Consider the following 6,071-nt stretch of genomic DNA (forward strand, 5'->3'; position numbering starts at 1 on the left):
TTGTATCAGTCTTGGAGTAGTAAATGACTGCAATTGCGTTCTTCGGCACCTTAGAGGTTGGGCTGATCTATGGCTTGGTCGCACTCGGAGTCTATCTGACATTCCGTGTTTTGGATTTTCCCGATCTGACCGTTGACGGCAGCTTCCCAATGGGCGCTGCCGTGGCAGCAACCATGATCGTTGCCGGCTATAACCCATGGTTAGCAACGGCCGTGGCCATTTTGGCCGGTGGATTGACAGGGCTCGTCACTGCCTTTTTGACCGTAAAATGCGGCATCCTCAATTTGCTCTCGAGTATTTTGACCATGATTGCCGCTTTCTCTATTAACATCCGTATCATGGGGCGCCCCAATATCGCCTTACTCGGGGAAGAAACCATCCTCACACCATTTGAATCACTGGGGATTGCCCCAGCGTATCTTCGCCCCTTAGTGGTGGGTGTCTTGGTGATTATTAGTGGCCTCCTCGTGATCCGCTTATTAGCCAGTGATTTCGGCCTTGGGCTACGCGCCACTGGCGTCAATGCACGCATGGTAAAGGCGCAAGGTGGAAGTACCGCGATGTATACCTACTTTGGCCTGGCGTTATCCAACGCCTTTGTCGGCTTTGCCGGGGCGTTATTTGCACAAACCAATAGCTTTGCTGATGTCACCTCTGGCGTCGGCACCATTGTGGTGGGGCTCGCCGCGGTGATATTGGGACAAACGCTGATCCCTGGGCGTAAAGTCTGGGTGGCCGTTATCGCGGTTATTTTAGGCTCTATCCTCTATCGTCTCGCCGTCGCATTCGCCTTATCGAGTGGCATGTTTGGCTTGCAAGCCTCTGACCTCAACTTGGTGACCGCGGTACTGGTTGCCGTCGCATTGATTGCACCCAAAATGCGCCAGCAATATCAAAAGTCGAAACGTGCCAAGCAGGCGGAGGTGTCAGGATGATCACGCTTAACAACATTCAAGTCACCTTTAATCCTGGGACCGTGCTGGAGAACCGCGCGTTACGAGGCGTCAATCTCACGATTCCTGAAAAAGAGTTCGTCACCATCATTGGCTCCAATGGCGCGGGGAAATCGACCTTGCTGGGGGCAGTGACAGGGGAAACCCCGATGATTGGTGGTCAGGTTATGATTGACGACATCGATGTGACGAAAAAAGCCGTTCACCAACGTGCCACCCTCGCCGCGCGAGTGTTTCAAGATCCACTTGCAGGCACCTGTGCCTCATTAACCATTGAAGAAAACTTAGCCCTGGCCTTTCGGCGCGGAAAAGGGCGTGGCTGGACACGTGCGCTGGGCAGTAAACGGCGTCAATTATTCCAAGAGCGCATTGCGATTTTGGGGTTAGGGCTAGAAGATAGGCTCGGTGACAGCATCGGCCTGCTTTCAGGAGGCCAACGCCAGGCGGTCAGTTTGGTGATGGCCACTCTATCAGACAGTAAGCTCTTACTGCTTGATGAACATACTGCCGCCCTGGATCCACGTATGGCGGCGTTCGTGATTGATTTGACCAAAACCATCGTCAATGAGTTTAACCTCACGGCGATGATGGTCACTCACTCAATGAAAGATGCCTTGGCCTGTGGCGATCGCACCGTGATGTTACACCAAGGCAATATCGTCCTCGACGTACACGGGGATGAACGCAAGAATATGGATGTCCCACATCTCCTGGAAATGTTCAACAAAGTGCGTGGCGAAACCCTTGCCGACGACAGCTTGCTGCTCGGCTGACACAGTCTTTCACTTCAAGGACAACAGGCGGCGCTTATTCCCGAATAAGCGCCCAATTTTCTATTCTGGTTGCCAGATTTTTCGTGATAGCCAGTCTTCCATGCTAGGGTAGCGGTATCTTAGTAAGGGACTGGCTATGAACATTAAAAGCGTTCTGCTCGCTTTATTAGTGGTGCTGATCTGGGGCGTCAACTTTTCCGTCATTAAAGTTGGGCTGGAAACCCTCCCACCCATTTTGTTTTCAGGATTACGATTTTTTATCGTCGCCTTGCCGGCGGTATTTTTTATTCCGCGTCCTAAGGTAAAACTTTGGCAACTATTCGCGGTGGGACTGAGCCTGGGCGTGATTAAATTTAGTTTGTTGTTTATTGCCATGCAGGACGATGCCTCAGCGGGTATCGCCTCGTTGCTATTACAATCACAAGTGATTTTTACCATTGCGTTAAGCGCCCTGCTCCTTAAAGAACATATTACCTTGCCGCAACGCATCGGACTTGCTGTTGCCTTTATCGGCTTTGGGCTCTTCTTCGTCACGTCAACGGGGAGCGCAACACTCACAGGGGTGGCGATGATTGTTGCCGCTGGCTTTTTCTGGGCCATCGCCAACATGGTGATGAAACAAATGCCAGGCGTCAACCTGATGCACTTTATGGTTTGGGTCAGCTTAATCCCACCGCTGCCACTGTTTGCCCTTTCGTACTGGTTTGAGAGTCATCAACCTCTTGCGCTATTACAAGCGACACCGTTATCCGGATGGATATCAATTGCTTATGTGGGTTACTTGTCTACACTGGTAGCGTTCGCTATCTGGGGATGGTTACTCAACCAGCACACCTCGGCCTCGGTCACCCCGTTTGCGCTATTAATCCCGATTGTCGGTATGGCGGCCGCATCGATCGGGTTGGGAGAATCCTTATCGCTGATTGAGTGGATTGGGGCGGCCTTGATTGTTACTGGCTTGAGCCTGTCAGTATTGGGTCGGCGCATTGGCCGCTGGTTGGGACTAAAAACCCGTGCCAGACCTACTTCTGCGCTGTAAGTGATTTACTCGGCCACCACTGATTAAGCAACCTGCCACCCAACGACGGCTGATACCGCCAGCAATAATCAAACATAGCCATTAGGCTGGGATTGCCATATTTGGACAGGCTGACGGCATGAAAGCGATTGTGGTTGGCTTTCAGTGTCTCAACCTTGTTGCTCATCGCATCCGATTGCTTAGGCGCGATAAAATCTGACACCACCACTAGATCGGCGTTTTGATAGCGATCGCTTTCCATCAGATTGAGCGCTTTATCAATGACTGGCGTCATATCTGTGCCGCCATGAAAACGGTAGGAGAGAAAGCTCATCGCTTCTTGCAAACCACGCTCACCGGTTAACTCGTAGCTAATATGGTCAGTGGAAAACAGCATCACGTAGCAGTCTCGGTGCTCGGTGGCGGCAATTCGCATCAGCACGTACGCGAGGGCTTTAGCACACTGCTCTGGAAAACCACTCATTGAGCCTGAGGCATCCACGGCAATGATAAACGGCCCTTTCTTTTGTTCCGGCTTAGATTGACTCGGCGCCTGTGTCTCGACTTTTTTACGACGATAAGCCTTACCGGAAAACTGATAATTGAGGAGCTGTTTGTCGACCAGTTGCTTGTAAAACACCACTTCAAGCGCTGGATCCGCGAGCAACACTGCTTCATTGGGCAACAAGCGATCAACCCGATCACTTTGGCAAATCCCCGTGATATCGTCCGGCACATCCACCTGACGCTCTGGTTTGGTTTTCAGGGTTTCATTGGGCTGTTGGCTGGGCCCAGAAAGATTCACCTGATTGGCCATGCGCCCGAGTTGTTCCGCAATAGCTTGAAGCTCCGGGTTTTTCTCTAGAAACGTAATAAACCGTTTAAGCAAGGTGACGTCTTGCTGCGAAAGAGAGCTTGCCGCCATATCCCACAGCCGCCCCACTTTGCTGATATCGCCCGACTGATCGACACCATCCATTTGCTGATAGGTGGCTATGCGCCGATACAAGTCTTCAAGTAGCTTTTGTTTTTGCGCCTCAACACTGTCGGACTGATTTTTTTGTATTTCCGCTTTTAAATGCGCATGCCATTTGTTGCAAAAGTACGACTGAAACATCGGGTCGGCGTGCTGAGCTTGATGGGCGGCGAGCTTTTCCGCCTGCGGATAGAACGAAGAGACCGATTTTAACTGACTCAGTAAGGTATCAATCTCTTTTTCAAACGCGCGCGCGGTTTTTTCGGTGGCCTGCTCGTAGTATTGAATTTCTTGCTTCAGGGAGGCTGACAACCCTTGCTGCACCAGCTTGCGTTTTGTTTGCCCTCGCCAGCGGTGAAGCTGTTTTTTTACGGCTCGCTTAATCGCAGGGCTTCGTTCCGTCAACACCAGCAACTGGGGGTGAGACATCAACTCTGTCATCGCCGCATCCAGTAACCCAGACTCGGCGAGCATCAACCCCATGTTCAGGCTCTCAGCACTCAGCATGGCTCGCCCCTGAGAAGAACTCACCTAAGCGCGCTAAACGATTAACTTGGCGCTCTAGGTTATCGATCTGCGTTTTAACCTCATGTTCAACATCCACCAAACTCGCTGATGCGATTTCCAGCAGATCCGGTTGCGCAAATAAATGCGGTAACCCAGCATTGAGTTGACTGCGCGCGCGACGAATTAAAAACTGTGCGTGTTGCAATTGCTCAAGCGCCTGATCGGTTTGTTGCTTCCAATCTGCTAGCTGCGATTCGCTGGGATCGTTAACCCCCACCAAGGCCATCGGCACCGGCCGATTAGCGATATCTTTAATGACCAAGGCGTGCTGCGCATCCCACTCTAACGTGAGCCGGCACAGGTGATTGTTTTTATTCACATAGCCATATAAGTCTGTGCTGCCTGTTTTTAACTTTTTCTCAATGTCGGACGCATCGAGATATACCCAGCGACTGTCACCTTTTTCTTGCTCTGACACCGATGGGTTGGCCCGAAGTAGGACAAAACGCACCAAGTCTCGACTTTGGTTGACCGTGAAGCGAGGCGACTGACTCACGTCAATCATTGCTTTGCGCGTGAGTCCAGCGGTGGCCGTCTCTTGTCTATAGGTCAGCGCCTCAGCCGTATCTTGCTCAATCTCTTCTAACGCCACTTTGACGTCATCGATCAAAGCGAGTACTTCTTGTTGATCGAACAGCACCTCTTTGGCAAATGCCTGCATCACGGTTTGCACCACATCGCGCGATTCTGGGCTATGCCATAGACAGTCTTCCAGTAACAATAAGTCCAGTGGAGCGACTTCGTCACGACCATTGAAAAAAGCGGCCGCTTTTAGCAAACGCACTGCTTTTTTCCACCGGCGATCCGACACATAAAGCTCACTTGGATCGAACTGTGATTGCTCACTGCCGGCATTTTCTACCCGTTGTTTTAGGGTGTAGAGTTTTTCGAATATCGCATCGGGCAGATCCAGTGTGGGAATAATGGTCTGCCAATGCTGATATTCTTGATGGCTAATTTTCAACTTATCGGCCACCGTTGCTTCATCCTGGCTGGGCTCGGTAAGCATCAGTTTGAAGTTTTTCTTCTCTTGGATCCGATTGACGAACACTCGTAGCAACATGCGATCGTACAAGGCATCGAGCCCACTGTCCGGCTCGGGTAATTCGTTGGACGCAGTCACCAATAAACGCATAGGAACAGGATAAACATGCTCGCCATTTTTGAAGGTGCGTTCGTTGACCACGGTCAGCAAGGTGTTGAGGATCGCCGGCCCTGCTTTCCATATTTCGTCCAAGAAGACCACGTCGGCATTGGGCAAATAGCCATCGGTCAAGCGTACATATTTACCTTCATCTTTCAGCGCCTGAATCGAGAGCGGGCCAAATACTTCTTCCGGCGTGGAAAATCGAGTCATCAAGTATTCAAAAAACTGGCTGTTATCAAATGCCTCAATCAATCGTTTAGCGATATAACTTTTCGCAATCCCGGGTGGACCCAGTAAGAAGATACTTTCACCGGCAAGCGCGGCCAACAAACACATCTTGATAGTATGTTCGCGTTCGTACACGCCGCYAGAAAGCGCATTGATGAGGCTGGCTATACGTTCAGGTAGCAAAGCTCGTTGACTGACGGTGGCAAGGTTTTGAGACAAGTGATACTCCGATTTTCATCGCTATATGGGGTATGTTTGTGCTTGATAACCTCGAAGCGCTTGTTGGTTTAATCATGGCAAGCCAAGCGCTATTTACCATTAACCGGCCGACTAACCGCACAAAAAACACACTACTATGTAAAATAATATTAATTAATGTATCGATATATCATTAGCACACTTGTCAGAT

The 6,071-nt window shown here is 50.6% G+C and carries 5 protein-coding genes; 3 read left to right on the top strand and 2 right to left on the bottom strand.

Annotated features, from left to right (window positions below):
* Positions 1 to 23 precede the first annotated feature (23 nt).
* From BZG14_RS08550 to BZG14_RS08560, 3 genes are all read left to right on the top strand, one after another.
* A complete protein-coding gene (locus BZG14_RS08550) occupies positions 24 to 935 on the top strand; it encodes an ABC transporter permease (RefSeq protein ID WP_077608510.1) in 912 nt (303 codons plus the stop codon).
* Positions 932 to 1,726 (top strand): ABC transporter ATP-binding protein, encoded by a 795-nt coding sequence (locus tag BZG14_RS08555; protein WP_069362862.1) that lies wholly within the window; start codon positions 932 to 934, stop codon positions 1,724 to 1,726. Before BZG14_RS08550 ends, BZG14_RS08555 begins: the two co-directional genes overlap by 4 nt.
* Positions 1,727 to 1,862: 136 nt before the next feature.
* Positions 1,863 to 2,765: an EamA family transporter gene (locus tag BZG14_RS08560; RefSeq protein ID WP_077608511.1), complete on the top strand. Its 903-nt coding sequence runs from the start codon at positions 1,863 to 1,865 to the stop codon at positions 2,763 to 2,765.
* Here the strand turns inward: BZG14_RS08560 and viaA are convergent.
* Both viaA and BZG14_RS08570 read right to left on the bottom strand, forming a co-directional pair.
* Entirely contained in the window at positions 2,749 to 4,227 is a 1,479-nt protein-coding gene (gene viaA / locus BZG14_RS08565) for an ATPase RavA stimulator ViaA (RefSeq protein WP_077608512.1), read from the bottom strand. The genes BZG14_RS08560 and viaA overlap by 17 nt on opposite strands.
* On the bottom strand, positions 4,214 to 5,881 hold the full coding sequence (locus tag BZG14_RS08570) for an AAA family ATPase (protein ID WP_077608513.1): 1,668 nt from the start codon (positions 5,879 to 5,881) through the stop codon (positions 4,214 to 4,216). The genes viaA and BZG14_RS08570 overlap by 14 nt, the downstream gene beginning before the upstream one ends.
* Between the last annotated feature and the right edge of the window lie 190 nt (positions 5,882 to 6,071).

Origin of the sequence: Salinivibrio sp. IB282 (assembly GCF_001995685.1) — a bacterium.
GTDB classification, from domain to species: Bacteria; Pseudomonadota; Gammaproteobacteria; order Enterobacterales; family Vibrionaceae; genus Salinivibrio; species Salinivibrio kushneri.